This is a genomic window from Moorena sp. SIO3H5, from assembly GCF_010692395.1.
Lineage (GTDB): Bacteria > Cyanobacteriota > Cyanobacteriia > Cyanobacteriales > Coleofasciculaceae > Moorena.
The window spans coordinates 1-13,608 of record NZ_JAAHHS010000207.1; the positions used below are offsets into that span (position 1 = coordinate 1).

The 13,608-nt window shown below is 44.4% G+C and carries 15 protein-coding genes and 1 pseudogene; 8 read left to right on the plus strand and 8 right to left on the minus strand.

Features of this window, described 5'->3' with window-relative positions; translation table 11 throughout:
• Positions 1-200 precede the first annotated feature (200 nt).
• The 4 genes from F6K52_RS20980 (at position 201) to nblB (ending at position 2,896) form a co-directional block, all read left to right on the plus strand.
• Positions 201-926 carry a glutathione S-transferase family protein gene (locus F6K52_RS20980; RefSeq protein ID WP_293082037.1) on the plus strand — a complete coding sequence of 242 codons (726 nt, stop codon included), beginning with the start codon at positions 201-203 and terminating at the stop codon, positions 924-926.
• Between the two features lie 130 nt (positions 927-1,056).
• Entirely contained in the window at positions 1,057-1,494 is a 438-nt protein-coding gene (locus F6K52_RS20985; RefSeq protein WP_293082041.1) for a DUF4351 domain-containing protein, read from the plus strand.
• A 187-nt stretch (positions 1,495-1,681) separates the two neighbouring features.
• Positions 1,682-2,149 (plus strand): CBS domain-containing protein, encoded by a 468-nt coding sequence (locus F6K52_RS20990; protein WP_070391195.1) that lies wholly within the window; start codon positions 1,682-1,684, stop codon positions 2,147-2,149.
• Between the two features lie 84 nt (positions 2,150-2,233).
• The gene (gene nblB / locus F6K52_RS20995) at positions 2,234-2,896 is read left to right on the plus strand and encodes a phycobilisome degradation protein NblB (RefSeq protein ID WP_293082049.1); all 663 of its coding nucleotides are present in this window, start codon (positions 2,234-2,236) and stop codon (positions 2,894-2,896) included.
• 70 nt (positions 2,897-2,966) lie between these two features.
• Here nblB and F6K52_RS21000 read toward each other — a convergent pair whose 3' ends face one another.
• The 5 genes from F6K52_RS21000 to F6K52_RS21020 all read right to left on the minus strand — a co-directional run bounded on the left by F6K52_RS21000 (position 2,967) and on the right by F6K52_RS21020 (position 6,763).
• Positions 2,967-3,725 carry a HEAT repeat domain-containing protein gene (locus tag F6K52_RS21000; RefSeq protein ID WP_293082054.1) on the minus strand — a complete coding sequence of 253 codons (759 nt, stop codon included), beginning with the start codon at positions 3,723-3,725 and terminating at the stop codon, positions 2,967-2,969.
• Positions 3,726-3,770: 45 nt separating this feature from the next.
• Positions 3,771-4,280 (minus strand): GNAT family N-acetyltransferase, encoded by a 510-nt coding sequence (locus F6K52_RS21005; RefSeq protein ID WP_293082057.1) that lies wholly within the window; start codon positions 4,278-4,280, stop codon positions 3,771-3,773.
• Entirely contained in the window at positions 4,273-4,476 is a 204-nt protein-coding gene (locus tag F6K52_RS21010; protein ID WP_293082060.1) for a hypothetical protein, read from the minus strand. The genes F6K52_RS21005 and F6K52_RS21010 overlap by 8 nt, the downstream gene beginning before the upstream one ends.
• 325 nt (positions 4,477-4,801) lie before the next feature.
• On the minus strand, positions 4,802-5,662 hold the full coding sequence (locus F6K52_RS21015; RefSeq protein ID WP_293082063.1) for a DUF1350 family protein: 861 nt from the start codon (positions 5,660-5,662) through the stop codon (positions 4,802-4,804).
• Positions 5,663-6,040: 378 nt separating this feature from the next.
• Positions 6,041-6,763 carry a hypothetical protein gene (locus tag F6K52_RS21020; protein WP_293082066.1) on the minus strand — a complete coding sequence of 241 codons (723 nt, stop codon included), beginning with the start codon at positions 6,761-6,763 and terminating at the stop codon, positions 6,041-6,043.
• Positions 6,764-7,682: 919 nt separating this feature from the next.
• On the opposite strand from F6K52_RS21020, the gene F6K52_RS21025 reads away from it, so the two are divergent.
• The 3 genes from F6K52_RS21025 (at position 7,683) to F6K52_RS21035 (ending at position 10,277) form a co-directional block, all read left to right on the plus strand.
• Positions 7,683-8,189: a hypothetical protein gene (locus tag F6K52_RS21025; RefSeq protein ID WP_293082069.1), complete on the plus strand. Its 507-nt coding sequence runs from the start codon at positions 7,683-7,685 to the stop codon at positions 8,187-8,189.
• A gap of 327 nt (positions 8,190-8,516) precedes the next feature.
• The gene (locus tag F6K52_RS21030; protein ID WP_293082072.1) at positions 8,517-9,758 is read left to right on the plus strand and encodes a M4 family metallopeptidase; all 1,242 of its coding nucleotides are present in this window, start codon (positions 8,517-8,519) and stop codon (positions 9,756-9,758) included.
• A 174-nt stretch (positions 9,759-9,932) separates the two neighbouring features.
• Positions 9,933-10,277: a protealysin inhibitor emfourin gene (locus F6K52_RS21035; protein ID WP_293082075.1), complete on the plus strand. Its 345-nt coding sequence runs from the start codon at positions 9,933-9,935 to the stop codon at positions 10,275-10,277.
• 4 nt (positions 10,278-10,281) lie between these two features.
• Here the strand turns inward: F6K52_RS21035 and F6K52_RS21040 are convergent, their stop codons facing one another.
• Together F6K52_RS21040 and F6K52_RS21045 are read right to left on the minus strand one after the other, a co-directional pair.
• The gene (locus tag F6K52_RS21040) at positions 10,282-12,177 is read right to left on the minus strand and encodes an abortive infection protein (protein ID WP_293082078.1); all 1,896 of its coding nucleotides are present in this window, start codon (positions 12,175-12,177) and stop codon (positions 10,282-10,284) included.
• Positions 12,171-12,314 (minus strand): hypothetical protein, encoded by a 144-nt coding sequence (locus tag F6K52_RS21045; RefSeq protein ID WP_293082081.1) that lies wholly within the window; start codon positions 12,312-12,314, stop codon positions 12,171-12,173. Before F6K52_RS21045 ends, F6K52_RS21040 begins: the two co-directional genes overlap by 7 nt.
• Before the next feature lie 51 nt (positions 12,315-12,365).
• Between F6K52_RS21045 and F6K52_RS21050 the strand changes: the two genes are divergently transcribed.
• Positions 12,366-12,527 carry a hypothetical protein gene (locus tag F6K52_RS21050; RefSeq protein ID WP_293082084.1) on the plus strand — a complete coding sequence of 54 codons (162 nt, stop codon included), beginning with the start codon at positions 12,366-12,368 and terminating at the stop codon, positions 12,525-12,527.
• Here F6K52_RS21050 and F6K52_RS21055 read toward each other — a convergent pair.
• Positions 12,508-13,608: pseudogene (locus F6K52_RS21055) on the minus strand (sodium:proline symporter); the annotation flags it as partial. The gene F6K52_RS21050 and the pseudogene F6K52_RS21055 sit on opposite strands and share 20 nt — an antisense overlap.

Below are 13,608 nucleotides of genomic sequence, written 5' to 3' on the forward strand. Positions count from 1 at the left end.
AATAAATACAGGATGTCTAAAGTTATTGGTTACGGTGGTTTGCATAACTATCAGGTACACATTGTTTCTCCTATTACCTCTTCTCTCTTCCCTGCTCCCTGCTCCCTGCTCCCTGCTCCCTGCTCCCTAAAAACCGGTAATTTTGTACCTAACTGAATTGCAAACCTCTGTAAGCGTAATATTAAAACCAATTTACTGTAATGATTACTGTATATAAGTCACCACCTTTATGGGGATTACCGAGCTTTAGTCCACCCTGTCTGAAATTAGAAACTTGGCTGCGTATAGCAAATATTGCTTACGATATCGAGATTCCTCAGGACTTTACTAAAGCTCCCAAAGGCAAAATTCCGTTTATAGACTATAAAGGAAAACTGATCGGCGACTCCACCCTAATTATCGAGATGCTTAAGGAAAAAGAGGGCATAGATCCTGACCGGGATTTGACCTCAACCGAAAAAGCAATATCCTTAGCTTTTCGGCGAATGCTGAAAGAAAATACGTATTGGGGAGAGGTTTATATTCGTATGAACATTGAAGAAAACTGGCAATTCTTCAAACAAATATTAACGAATACCTACTTTGATGGGATCTCGACACCAGAATCAGAACAGTATTTAAAACAGGTGCGACAGTCCATTTCTAATCAGATTTATCAACAGGGCATTGGTCGTCACTCCGAGAATGAAATTGGTGAAATTATTAATGCTGATTTTCAAGCACTGTCTGATTATTTAGCAGATAAACCATTTTTTATGGGGGATAAACCGACAACTTTAGATGCAACGGCTTATGGTTATATTGCAAACATCATTTTACCTCCTTTAAAGAGTCTGATTATTGATCGGGTCTCTCAATATAAAACTATTTATCAATATTGTGAACGGATGAAACAGGAGTTTTTTCCTGATTATTTGCCTTCTTAATCCAGAGTCACTTAATTTGTGTTTGAATATATAATTTTATTGTCTTATTGTTGTTACCTCATCAAGTGGCCAAGTCTTGTAATCTAGCAGAAATTCAGAATCAATATGGAGACAATGGGAAAAATTTGCGATGACAGAACTCAAACGGTATTGGATGGTCGTTCATTACGAAACTGCATTTGAAGCGGAAAACGAAGACGAAGCCTATCACGATATTCGGATGGGCAATACAATAATCGAAAACGCAACGGTAGTGGCCAAAGAGCTTCCTGAGTCTTCAGAAGGCACTCACCTCAAAGAAATTATCAACGAAGCCAAACTCGAAGCCCGACGAGAAGCAGCAGTGTCTATCCTGCTGGCACAACTTGCCCGGAAAACCGAAGACTATGCTCTGAGGTGGGAAGGACTCTCGAAGCTGGCACCTCACAGACAGGAGCAAATTGAAGCACTATCTTTGGAACAAATTGAATCTCTGAGTATAGATGCGATCGCGAAGCGGTTCCAAAGGAACATCGCTTTTTCTAGTATGGCCGACTTGGAATGTTGGCTTGATCGTTTTTCTGGATGAGAAGGGTTTGTGTATTAGGTGGGTGGGATCTAAGCTGAAGACTACTCAAGCTCCCTTTGCTGCAGGCAAAGCTTACGGTAAAAGCTTAATCAACCATAAAGTTTTCAGACTGCTGTCACCTTCTAGACAAGGGCAGTGGGAAAATAAAGTTATCACCCGGTACACCATTCAAAACCCTTAAACACCCATGGCCAAAACCGTTGCTGAAGTCATGACCCGCGAGCCGATCGTGGTGCAGCCCCAAACACCGATCAAGGAAGTCATCAAAATTATTGCTGAACAAAGCATCAGTGGCTTGCCAGTGGTTAACGAAGCAGGCAAATTGGTAGGAGTGATTTCAGAAGCTGACTTGCTGTGGCAGGAGACAGGAGTAGAACCGCCAGTCTATATCATGTTTCTCGACAGCGTGATTTACTTAGAAAATCCTGCCCGTTATGACCAAGAACTCCATAAAGCACTCGGACAAACCGCTGGGGAAGTAATGACTGGTCATCCCATGAGCATCAAACCGGATCAACCCTTACGGAAAGCAGCTAAGTTGATGCAGGAAAAATCAATCCACCATTTACCAGTAACAGATGAGGCAGAGCAAGTGATTGGAATTCTGACCTCTGGGGATATTGTCCGCGCTATGGCAGCTGAGTTAGCGAATTAAGGAAACTGTCTATCACAAACAGTGTTCACGGTGAACAACTAACATGGTAAGTTGAGTTTTGGCTAGATATTGAGCAATTTACCCATGAGCGTTACTCGTGAATCTGTCCAAGAGCTGCTGAATTCATCGGATTTTGGCCACCGCATTAGTGGATTAAACCAACTACGCCAGCTGGAACCATCGGTGGCGTTTGAGCTAATTCAACCCTTGGTTAACGATAACAATGTTCGGATTCGATACGGGGCAGTGAGCCAGCTCCATACCTTGGGTCATCAGGATTTAACCGTATCTTTGACCCTATTACGCGATCGCCTTTTGAATGATCCAGAACCAGATGTTCAGGCAGCAGCAGCAGATTCCTTGAGTGCCTTGAAGCTCACCGAAGCCTATGATGATTTAGAGCAAACCTATAACCAAACCACTGAGTGGATCATTAAATTTAGTATTATTGCTGCCTTAGGGGAACTAGGTGAACCCCGTTCATTCCAACTTTTAGAAGACGCTCTCAAATCCGATACCAGTTTAATCCAAACAGCCGCCATTAGTTCCTTAGGAGAATTGGGAGACCCCCGGGCTGTGCCTCTGCTGATTCCCTTTGCCACTAATTCCGACTGGCAAATTCGTTACCGGTTAGTACAAGCACTGATTAATCTCGGAGGAGAAGAAGCTAGGGCAGCCCTAGAAACATTAGCGAATGACAGTGTTGAGCAGGTGGCTAGTGTAGCGCAAGATGCCTTAAAAGCATAAGGCTTGAACAGGGAGGGAGAAGAGTGTGGGCAAAGGCCCAGGGCTATACCAAGCCCATTTACAAAAACCTTCACAAAAACCCTTCCATCTCAATCATTTCAATCATCTGAAGTCCACGGGGGTCTCCCACTTTCAAGAGGGCAGCTTTGGCGTCTTCTTGTACCCCTAGGTCTTGATCATCAGCAATTGCTTCAATTAAAGCATCAATAGCACCAGCGTAAACCGCATTGGAGGGCAATTCCCGACACAGCTGCCCGATAGACCAAGCACAATTACTGCGCACTGCTGCTACTGGGTCTTTTCTTAAAGCAGTAATCAAGGGCGGAATTGATGCGATTACTTCTTCATAATCTAACTCTGCCATTTGCGCTAGAGCACTAGCTGCCCACAAACGCACTGCAGGAATATCCGTTTTGAGCGAATCAATTAGAGACGCTAAAGCACGGCGATCGCGACAGTTCCCCAATGCCCAGACCACCCCTTTACGGACATAACCGTTCCAATCAACGGTTAGCTGGTCAATCAAAGGCTTTACTGCTGTGGGACTGGGATTGCGCCCGAGACCATAGGCAGCACTTACCCGTACCAAAGGACAAACATCATTTAACAGGTTAATCAGATGGGGAATTGCCCGCTCATCTTGCAACTCACAAAAGGCACGAGCTGCTAGCATCCGTTGTTGACTTTCCGGTGCCGTTAACAGAGCCAGCATTTCCTCTGGATCAGGTTTGGAAGCTTCTAACTCATCTTCAATCGGCTCTATGTCATCTAAAGGGCTTTCTAGTAAAGCCGTATTATCCAGTAAACTTAGATCATCATCGTCATACATGCCTGATAACCTACCTTATCTTGCCTGATTCTACCAGTTTCATAATTAGTATTTTCTCTGCAATGGTTTAATCATCCACAGAGATTGGGTTCTAAAACCCAGTTGGTGGTAAAGGTTCAAAGCGACTTGATTCGATTGAAACACCTGTAGTCCAAGTTGGCGATCGCCTCTTGCCCTTGCCGAAGCTTCAGCGTGCTGCATCAGTGCTGAACCAATGCCTTGACGGCGGTGTGCTGGCATGACGTAAAGTAAAAAGATATAGCCATAGCGATCGCCATTTACCTGATCAACACTATTTCCCATCCACAGACACCCCACCGGCAAGGAATTAGTTACAGTAGAACCTTTCCTAGAAACGTTCCCATCCGCTGCTGTAACCCACCACAGGGGGGTTTCTCTGGAAAAGTACTGTTTAACAGTCTTTGCCAGGTGAGAAAAATCATTTTGTTCCGGAAAAAGCTCTTGGTAAGTTAATTCCATGAACTTCACCAAAATTGCCCGTTCTCGTGCCCTTCCCAGGCGTAGCTGGTAGCCTGCTAACAATGGCTTACTCACCAATTTTCGGAAAATTTTGGTTAACAACCAGCTGAGCGAAGACTGGTGCTTGGATGCTGGCAGCGTCAACGTCTTCAATCGGTGCAGGGGCTAGCATATCGTTCGGTAAAAAGATCCGAGAACTGACTGCCAACAGGGCAATTAAGAAGCCTAGTAGTGCCAGTAGGGGAGCAATGTACTGACGAAAAATAGCCATGAATTTAATGGTTCGTTGATTTTAACAATTCTTTACTTTTCCTATCTTACTACAATGGCACAGCTTTTAGTGGTTGTTAGCGTAGCGTGGCCTAAATGCCAAGGTTGTAGGTTGGAGGTTGGAGGTTTTAGGTTGTAGGTTGCAGGTTGTAGGTTGTAGGTTTTAGGTTGTAGGTTGTAGGTTGTAGGTTTTAGGTTTTAGGTTTTAGGTTTTAGGTTTTAGGTTGACCCATTCCTCATCTCCTCATCTCCTCATGTTCCCATGTCCCCCCATCTCCCCATCCTTCCACACATCCCACACTTCCCATACTCTGTTCCCTGCTTCCTTAAACTTCCTTGCTTAGTTCTTGGATAACTTGAATCACGGTATCCGCAAGTTGATCATTTCCCCGGAGCCAACCGAGGGGAGTCAAATGCTTACCGGGAAGTTTCTCATCAGTGAGGAGTTTATTGCCTAAATTCTCCTGTAACCAACGCACCGTTCCAGCTTCTTCAGCAATCTTATCCTTACTGAAGCTAATTAAAGCAGTAAGATTAAATAAACGGCTATTTTTGATCAAACAATAGGTTTGTTCGGGTGTGGGTAACACCCCGAAACCAAGTTTGTCTACTAAATCAGCTATGAATGGCACAGGAACCGCACTACTGGTACCGCTAATAACAGGAGCCATTAATACAGAGGGTTGATTGATCAAAGAAATATCTTTTAGATCAGCATTTTTGAGGCTATCTTCAATCTGCTTCTCTTGATCTTTACCCACACAATTTTCCAGAATTCCCTGAAGTTTTTTGAACTCCAAATCACTTAATAGTTCCAATAGTGCGATATATTTTGTTCCTAGGCTGTGACCTAACCAAAAATATTTTCCCGCTCTAGCAGAGGGGTCTTCTTCATAGATACTATATTCATATCCCAATTTTTTTGCTTCTTCCAAAATTCCATTGAATAGGGTTTTTTGTTCTTTGACCAAACCAATTGCTACAGGCCAATGGCGGAAAGTAAATCTAAACGGTCTGGCAACAACGGTATAACCTGATTCAAATAATCGCTTGGCGATATATCGGTAGAAAATTGTCGGAAAACTTCCGAAAAATGCACCACCAATCAACTGAACAACACCTACTGGCTTAGGATGGATAGCAACCCAACCAAAGGGAATTGGTCTAAATTTAAATTTGGTATTCATGGCAGTAAGCTCTTTGAGGATAACTAATTTGTAGGTTAGAGGTTAGAGGTTAGAGGTTAGAGATTGAAGGTTGAAGGTTGTTCGCGTAGCGTGGCCAAAGGCCAAGGTTAGAGGTTTAAAGTTACAGGTTGAAGGTTTAAGGTTTAAGATTTAATGTTACAGCTTTCAGCTTTCAGCTTTCAGGTTATTAACCCTTCAACATTCAACATTCAACATTCAACATTCAACATTCAACATTCAACATTCAACCCAACATTCAACCTTGGCCAAAAGGCCACCCGTGCGCGTTCAACATTCAACATTCAACATTCAACATTCAACCCAACATTCAACATTCAACATTCAACATTCAACCCAACATCGGGGATCTGTAGGAATTTATGTCACCGACAGGCTCGTATCAACTGTTGTTTTTTCACTTGAGCCGAGTTGGGCACGGACAAACTGTGTCCTGCGCTCAGTTAACAGCAAACTCAGAGCCATGACGAATTCAGAGGCGCTACCGACAAGGGTACCAACGCTAGAGATTGGTACAGCGTTGCCAATTAGGGCAACTAAGGTTCCCACAAATAGCCATGGCCATTTAAGCCTGACCCAGATGCCGATACCAATCAGCAGCACGAACAAATTGACCAAAATTGTTATAATTGGTGGACCACTCACTTCCGCCACTGTGTAGCGCAAGGTGCCAGCAAAGGTGACTGGAACCAATTCTAGGCCAACAAAGTGGGTCGCCACTTCATACCCACCCAGTCCTAGGGCAAGCACCCAGGATAACACTCGTACAATTGTATTAGCCCAAACTGCTCCAGCCCGGTGAGCTAGCTCAACAGCAATTACAATGAATAGGGGCACCACTAAGAAGTGTAAGAGGAAGCGCACCATACTCAGTGATTTCAGGAGATCTCCTTCACCAATCAGGCTCCCCATGGCCAAAACTAGATTGTCATAGCTAATGCTTGCTAGCACAATGGGCAGGACAATCATTGCCAGACTAGTTGAGCGACGCCACAGGCGAATTGCCCATGCCAGTAATACCAATTCCACCAAACCAAGACTGAGATGGCCAAGGGGATAAATTTTTAACAAACTTTTAGTCATGATGTTCCATAAACTGAAACAATATCTAAGCTTGGTCTTGATAAGTGCTATGGCTGTGGAAAAACGTGACCAACCTATACAAGACCGGCTTATGGGTAAGAGTATTGATCGTCGAATAGCAATTACCCTTAGTTACCAGTTAATTGATTTAAATTCATTGTTGCAAGTTCCCGCATTGATAAATTTACGTTAATTAATAAATCGCAAGATATTGTAGTCAAATCCGACATCACCATTCACGTATTAGTTAAAATCAGGTAATGCTGGATTAATAAAGAGACTCAGCCCTAATCGTTTTTTCAAATAGGGCACTTTTTCGTGACCCGGTTTGGAAAATCTCAGTCACTTTACCCTGATCATAACTAGCTTATGGCTGATTCAGCCTTGGGCTGAATGGTTACCATCAGATTACAGTTACAGTTACGATATTGAACATTTTTCTATTTATTCTTGTGTCAATTAATAAAAAATACTTTAAAATAAGTAGGGTAAAATAAGTAGGGGCAAAAATGCTACCCTGACCAGCCTTGAGCTGGGGGGATTATTGCCTGTATATTTCCCCAACTCTCTATCCTAAAGGGTACAGTTTTGGGGATAATGCAAGTAATGAAAAAAAATAGCAATAAGACAAGGAGTAACTAACTCGATAATTTCAGATAACTTCAAGTGAAGAACGATCTGTTTTTTAGTCCGTTAGTGGTTTGATTTCTAAGTTACACGTAAGCTATCAGCTAAAGGCCTATGGCCACGCTACTTGAGGTGCTATCAGCTATCAGCTAATGCGCACGCTACTTGAGGTTCCAAAGGCCAACGGCTGACCGCTGACCACTGACTACTGACCACTGACGGCTGACGGCTGTTCGCTTAGCGTGGCCATAGGCCAACGGCTTACAGTTACACAGACTTAGGGTGGTGAATCATGACGAAATCGAAAGGATTAGCTTTAGTCTCAGGGTTCATAAAACTTATTATCATTTGTAGTCTGATTCAACCAATGATCGTCGGTTGTACTAAACCAACAGAAAATTTGAGTAAAGCTGATTTAAATCAAGAGATTCAACCAACAGAAAATTTGGTTAAGGCGGATTTAAATCAAGAGATTCAACTTCATATCGATCAGATGGCGTTAATGGAATCGAAAACGATGCAAGTTAAGGTGCTGGATATAGTAGAAGATTCCAGATGCCCAGCTGATGTAGTTTGTGTGCAACCAGGACAAGTTACCATTGCCTTCGAGGTTATCAAGGAAAACTCAGAACCAGAGGAGGTTGAGTTAACCCTCAGAGCAGCCCAAGAAAATTTAGCTGTTAAAAATTTTGATGGTTATTCCATGACATTAAAAAATGTTGAACCCTTGCCAATGAGTAATCAGGAAAAAATAATACAATCCGACTATATTGTAACGATTGTTGTATCGAAGAGTTAAACCCTCGGAAATCTAACCTATAATCCTCGTTTGGGTATCGATTTTTTCAATCGAGACACGACAGATAAAGGGGTTGCTGATTTGGATGGATGATTGATGAAACTCTGAAACAGGGTGAAGAGACTAGAAGTAAAGCAAGATAAAACAGACTCAATCATCCTACCCATAAGCAATGCTATAAATCAGAAACTGTTTTGAGTTTCCTTCGCTATCATTAAAAGTGGCTGGCAAAGCTTCCAAGGTGTTGCTTCTGGCAAAAAAACTTGGCAATAAAACCTGCGCTAGCAAGGGCGATTATAGTCATAGCAAAAAGACTTAAATAATACTATGCCTACCAAGATAAACCATCACCACCATCACCACCATCACCACCATCACCACCATCACCACCATCACCACCATCACCACCACCATAACCAGCGCAACCCTCTGTACTGTATACTTCCGGCGTATATGCTGCGGCAACTTTCAGAACAGGGAAGCCCTATACAGCGAGAACGAGCATTGAACGCCCTAGTGGAATCTGGTCAGTTCCGTGGGGTGCGCCAGGAATTAGCTGACTTCTCCACACGACCCAGTGCCCGAGAACCAGGAGCAGCCAAACAACGGGTGATCTGCCATGCAGACTACCAAACTCGTTTACCTGGCCGTGAAGTCCGGGGAGAAGGAGACCCGGCTACAGGTGACACAGCAGTGGATGAAGCCTACGATGGTTCTGGAGCCACCTTTGATTTATATCGTGACGTATACGAGCGGAACTCGATTGATGATCGCGGGATGGTGTTGACCTCAACGGTTCATTATGGGAGCGGTTTTGACAACGCCTTCTGGAATGGTAAACAGATGACCTATGGGGATGGGGATGAAGATTTGCCAGAAGAGGAAAGACTCTTCAATCGCTTTACTATCGCCATCGATATTATTGGCCATGAGCTTACCCATGGGGTGGTCCAATATGAAGCGGGACTGGTCTATCGGGATCAACCAGGTGCTCTCAACGAACACTTTGCTGATGTGTTCGGCATCCTAGTTAAGCAACGGACACTGAACCAAACTGCTAGTGAATCGGATTGGGTGATTGGAGCTGGTCTGTTTACTGAGAATGTCAATGCTAAAGGCATTCGCTCCATGAAAGAACCAGGGACTGCTTATAACGACCCCAGGCTAGGTAGAGACTCTCAACCAGGTCATATGAGAGACATCTACACCGGTTCTCAAGATAATGGTGGGGTTCATATCAATTCTGGTATCCCCAACCGAGCCTTCTACATTGCTGCTCTGGATATTGGTGGATACGCTTGGGACAAGGCCGGTTGGATCTGGTATCTGACTTTGAGGGATAAGCTGGGTACCACCTCAGATTTTAATGATGCTGCCAGAGAGACATACAAGGTGGCAGGTGACCGATTTGGTGTTGGCAGCCTCGAACAAAAAGCTGTCCGTAAAGGTTGGAAAGAGGTAGGTATTGAGATTATTGAAGAGGCTCCGAAACCTCAACCCCCTGAAGCCCCAGGATGCGGCGCAGGTGCGCCAGACTTTATCAGGTCTTTCTTCATCCCCGCCCCTTAAGGAGTAGGGCTGTTTCTGGCGTCGGACTAAAATTTCACGGGTAGGGAGATAGGGAGATAGGAACCCACCCCTAACCCCTCCCAGGAGGGGAATTTCTTTAATAAAAAGCTACCTGTAGGGTGGGCAAGGTTTTGCCCACCCTACCCATGGATTCTGTGCGTAAGTCCTGTCACTATGGTGCAAGATCTAAGAAGTAAAGACTATGGGGGTGTTATGAAAATATACTTTGAGCGTAGTGGCGGTTTTATGGGCATGAATATGGCAACTGAGGTTGATACTGAATCCCTATCGCCAGAAGAAGCTAATCAGGTGGAAGCTATGATTAATACTAATAGTTTCTTTGAGCTACCAGCCCAGCTGATGTCATCAACACCGGGTGCCGATCAGTTTAAGTACAAACTGACCGTAGAAGTTGCTGGACGGAAAAAAACTGTGGAAATTGGTGATACAGCAGTTCCAGATATCCTGCAACCTTTGCTAAGACGCTTGACCACTATAGCAAGGTCAAGGTCGAATTAAGAATTTAAAATAGCGTAGTCGGAGCATAGGGGATAATATCAGGATCAAATCCTCCCACTTGATTAGTGCGGATAACCCAAAGTTTAGCGCCATGCTTTAACAAAAGACTAGCGATTTCGTCATGACCACGTCGCGGTAGTACAGTCCGCCAGCTAGCAAGTCCTCTGAGGATCGGGATAATGGGATTGTCACTAGTGGCAACTCCCACCAAGGTTTCAGCATGTTCCTTCCAGTCACTACGAACAATTCCTAGGGGAGTCAGCTGTTTTTCTAGTGCTTGTCCCAATTCGGATAATTGTTGAAATCGCTGAGTTTGGGCATGATCTCGATGACTTTTCAACCACTCTTGAATGTCAGGATTGGCATTCACTTCATCTTCTATCTGTTGGATTGCTACATAAAGCGCTTGATTGGAGTCTTGCACACAGGACTCTGCTGGTGAAACCAATGCTGCACCGTCACCATCCCCCGTGCGGTAGCGAGCCATCATTACTTGTAACTGATGCTTCAATTCGTCCAAGGGTGATAGTTTAATATCACCAAACTCGTAGTCTTGGGTGACTGCATCCAATTTAACAATCACATCAGAAACAGGTCGATTGCCTAACCAACCCCGCTGCAAATTTCCCATATAGTTCGGCCATTTGATTGACCCTGAAACAATGCCATCGGGGTTACTAGCATAAACTTGATCGTACTCTATATCAAAGCGTAATTCATCGCTTAATGGGTCACGCACTACATGAGCAATACCATAGGCAAAGTGACCGCTTAGCATATTAAAAAGGGCACGTTCATCTTTTTTATTACCACCAATTCCCCCATAAAGATGGATCACAATTCCCCGGTCTCCCTCCTGCCAACGGGATATCGCCGCGTCTGGTTGTTCAGCTAAAGGATCCAGCAGAACTGTCTTGGCAGTACCTTTTTGCTGTTCGGTATTTTCCCAATTTTTTTCCTTTATGTAGGTTACCCCTTCCTCAACTCCCAAAATTACTTGATCTGGCTCTAGCATCATCAAAGCCCTAGGTTCAATCCCTTGGGTAACAAAAATGCCGTCAGGATCCTGAGCACCATAAATATACCAACCAGCGCTATTTAGAGGAGAGTCTTCAATCTGGGAATTCGTCGATCTAGGGATGCCATACCGGTCAGCCACCACTTGAGGAATACGAATAATTTCTTGAGGTCCATCAAATTGTTTTGAGTCTTTATTAAAGTGAGATACTTCAAAGCGATCGCTGTCAAGAGCCTCCCGTTTAATAATAGTAACCAAGCCATAGAAGCGACCCGTAATTTGCACTGGCTCTTCGGCAATAGTCAAAGACGTCCTTGTTTCTGACTCAGTCACAACTGGATTGTTTACCATGACAATCACATTATCGTCAGGTCTGGCTCCAGCCAAAGATTCCAGGGGACCTACCCGATTTAGATGATTTAATCGAAACGGATGGATAGCGCCCCCTGTCATGCTATCTTCAGTGGTTTGATTAAAATTAATATCTGTGGTAACTCGCTTCACATAGTCTTGGATCTCTGGAGCATCTTTACTCCATGCTAAAGTCACAATTTGTCCCACCAAATGCTGATACTCAGCAGCAGCATGGTAGACTTCAAACAGTACAGAATCATCAGTTGTTCGTTCATCCTTTGGCGGCTCGATCAGTCGTCCTATCCACTCACTAACGGGTTGATAAAGACTTGATGATAGGGTCTGATTGATGGGATAATAGCTAGGTTGATTGATATCCTCGTTACGATAAAGTTCGTAGTTAGATGGTTTCGGTTCGGTCATTTTTTTCTGGGCTTGAGAGTAGATAAAAAATACCACCCCGATTACTAAAATTAGAATAACCAGGACGATTACCAACGGGTTTTGGAGATTTACAATCTTTAACATAGTTTTAAAATTAGATGCCAAACTATGGTTTTTTTTAAGGGAACAGGGAACAGGGAATAGGGAGTAGGGAGTAGGGAGTAGGGAATAGGGAATAGGCAAGACCTAATCAATTCTACAAGAATTTTTGGTAAGGTCAAAAACTGTAATCCTTCTTTCCAATTGATCAGGTAAACATAAGAAACATAATATTGATAATTCCGTCTCCCCACACTCCCCACACTTCCCACACTCCCCCTCTCCCCACACTCCCCTCTCTTCCCCGATTCCCGATTCCCGATTCCCGATTCCCGATTCCCTACTCCCTACTCCCTACTCCCTACTCCCTACTCCCTATTCCCTATTCCCTTTAATCTGACGCAGCCACACCCATCCTAGAACGGCTATTACCAGAGACACCCAACCGATCAAGGGCTTTAGCAACAAAAATCCTCCAATGGCTAACATTGCTCCAAACATTAGCAATATTGATGCCAGCACCCGTTTTAGATCGTGTTCCAAATCCTGGATTGGGGCTAAACCGGTACGAAGCTGCTGACGTTTCCAGCCAGGCCCGGCTGGACGCACCCGTCGATAAAATTCATCTAAGGTGGTATCAGATTCTGGTGGCGTGAGTAACATTACCACTACCCACAAAACACCAGTAATTCCAGCTGTTACCAGCAGACGCCAACCAAAGTCAGGAATCTGAATAACTGGCACGACACTGGTACCAAACCCGACTACAAAACCAGCAACCATGGCGGTTAGTTCCGCAGCAGCATTAATCCGCCACCAGAACCAACGTAACATTAACACTAATCCCGGTCCCGTACCAATGGCAATTACTAATCGGAACACCGTGGCAACGTCTGTGGCAAAGAAGGCGGCAATGGCTCCTAAAACCGTGACCAACACTGATGCGATCCGCCCCACAAAGACGAGTTCCGATTCTCTGGCTTGGGGATGAACAAAGCGCAAATAGAGGTCATTAGTAAGATAAGACGCTCCCCAGTTAATGGAGGTAGACACAGTACTCATAAATGCGGCGAGCAGGGAGGTTACCACTATCCCCAGCATCCCTCGTGGCAGAAAATCTAGCATCAGTTTGGGATACCCCAATTCCCGGTCTGCCAAATCTGGATAGATTACCATTGCGGCGAGGGCAACTAATATCCAGGGCCAGGTCCGGATTACATAGTGAAAGATATTGAATAGCCAAGCCGCTTTCTCGGCATCTGCTTCATTTTTCGATGCGGCCAGGCGCTGGACAAATTCACCACCGCCATCACTGCGACGCCATGCCCACCATTGCAGGAACACATAGGCAGAGAATGTGCTAGCACTGATGCCAGCAGTTTCACTCCAACTAATCCCTCCGGCACCAACAGTGAGGGGAAAAAAGGCTAGTACATCCTGTTGGGTTACTTCCTGCACTTTTGGGATGAGTTGATG

Bases quoted from the DNA above. Each gene is read 5' to 3' on its own strand.
- F6K52_RS20980 (WP_293082037.1), top strand. From the start codon at position 201: ATGATTACTGTATATAAGTCACCACCTTTATGGGGATTACCGAGCTTT.
- F6K52_RS20985 (WP_293082041.1), top strand. From the start codon at position 1,057: ATGACAGAACTCAAACGGTATTGGATGGTCGTTCATTACGAAACTGCA.
- F6K52_RS20990 (WP_070391195.1), top strand. From the start codon at position 1,682: ATGGCCAAAACCGTTGCTGAAGTCATGACCCGCGAGCCGATCGTGGTG.
- nblB (WP_293082049.1), top strand. From the start codon at position 2,234: ATGAGCGTTACTCGTGAATCTGTCCAAGAGCTGCTGAATTCATCGGAT.
- F6K52_RS21000 (WP_293082054.1), bottom strand. From the start codon at position 3,725: ATGTATGACGATGATGATCTAAGTTTACTGGATAATACGGCTTTACTA.
- F6K52_RS21010 (WP_293082060.1), bottom strand. From the start codon at position 4,476: ATGGCTATTTTTCGTCAGTACATTGCTCCCCTACTGGCACTACTAGGC.
- F6K52_RS21015 (WP_293082063.1), bottom strand. From the start codon at position 5,662: ATGAATACCAAATTTAAATTTAGACCAATTCCCTTTGGTTGGGTTGCT.
- F6K52_RS21020 (WP_293082066.1), bottom strand. From the start codon at position 6,763: ATGACTAAAAGTTTGTTAAAAATTTATCCCCTTGGCCATCTCAGTCTT.
- F6K52_RS21025 (WP_293082069.1), top strand. From the start codon at position 7,683: ATGACGAAATCGAAAGGATTAGCTTTAGTCTCAGGGTTCATAAAACTT.
- F6K52_RS21030 (WP_293082072.1), top strand. From the start codon at position 8,517: ATGCCTACCAAGATAAACCATCACCACCATCACCACCATCACCACCAT.
- F6K52_RS21035 (WP_293082075.1), top strand. From the start codon at position 9,933: ATGGTGCAAGATCTAAGAAGTAAAGACTATGGGGGTGTTATGAAAATA.
- F6K52_RS21040 (WP_293082078.1), bottom strand. From the start codon at position 12,177: ATGTTAAAGATTGTAAATCTCCAAAACCCGTTGGTAATCGTCCTGGTT.